At 66.4% G+C, this 917-nt stretch carries 1 protein-coding gene; it reads left to right on the forward strand.

What is annotated here, in order from left to right:
* Nucleotides 1–289 (forward strand): hypothetical protein (locus FMEAI12_RS36785; RefSeq protein WP_160144357.1); only part of this gene is annotated, 289 nt, incomplete at its 5' end.
* Between the last annotated feature and the right edge of the window lie 628 nt (nt 290–917).

The following is a 917-nucleotide window of genomic DNA, read 5'->3' on the forward strand; positions in this document are numbered from 1 at the left end:
TAGGATCGAACACACGTTCGACCATAAAGGTGTGTGCGCCACCCCGACAAGCACGAACCCGACGAGACCACACCAAGTTCACATTCGGCCCGGGAAGATTTCTCGTTGCGAACAGCCGGCGGACTCTGTCTTCGATATCTTCCCCGCTGGGCTGGGTGCGGCCTTTCGTGTCCTGGCCGTCCTCGCCCTCGGCTTGTATCTCGGATTTCTCGGCCTCAGCGAACTCCTCGCCGCCACCATCTTCGAGATTCTTCGCGCCATCGTGATCGCGGCGCTGCAGTCCAAGTGACCACCCCGATCGACCCGCCCGAAGACTGACCCCGGGCGGCCTCTGTTCGCTGGGGCACCTCGCTTTCGGCGCGGCGGCGGACGGGCGCCACAAGCCGGCGGGAAGGCCAGCAGGACATCCGTGGAAAACGGGATTTTGGCGGCAGCCACCGACCGGGCGCCCGGATCTGATTACGAGTGGGGTATCGAGGTGAACCTGGGCAAGCCCGCAGGGGCGTGGATCCTGTCCTACCGCGCCCGGGCGGCCGGCGACCCGATCTCGGCGACACAACGATTGAGACTGGGGTCGGATGATCCCATCCGCGAGATCACGCTGTCCGGTGGCCCGCCGCAGGTGTTCGTCGACGCGATGGGACGTATGGGCTCTCGTCTCGTTGCGGGCCCGCCTCCACCCCGGCCGGCGCCGCACGCCCGTGCGAGGGCACCCCGCGCCGGAAACAAGGGCCCCACCTCGCCGCTGCGGTTGTGGGAGGTGGCGACTGGTCGGCAGGTGCGGGAACTTAGAGCGTGTCTCAGGTGGGGTGTGGGAGTTTCTTCCAGCAGGTGATCGCGGCAGCCAGGGAAAGGAATCCGAGGAAGTTACGGCCGTTGCGTTCGTAGCGGATGGTCAGTCGGCGGTAGCCGTCCAG

The organism is Parafrankia sp. Ea1.12 (assembly GCF_900465275.1).
GTDB classification, from domain to species: domain Bacteria; phylum Actinomycetota; class Actinomycetes; order Frankiales; family Frankiaceae; genus Parafrankia; species Parafrankia soli.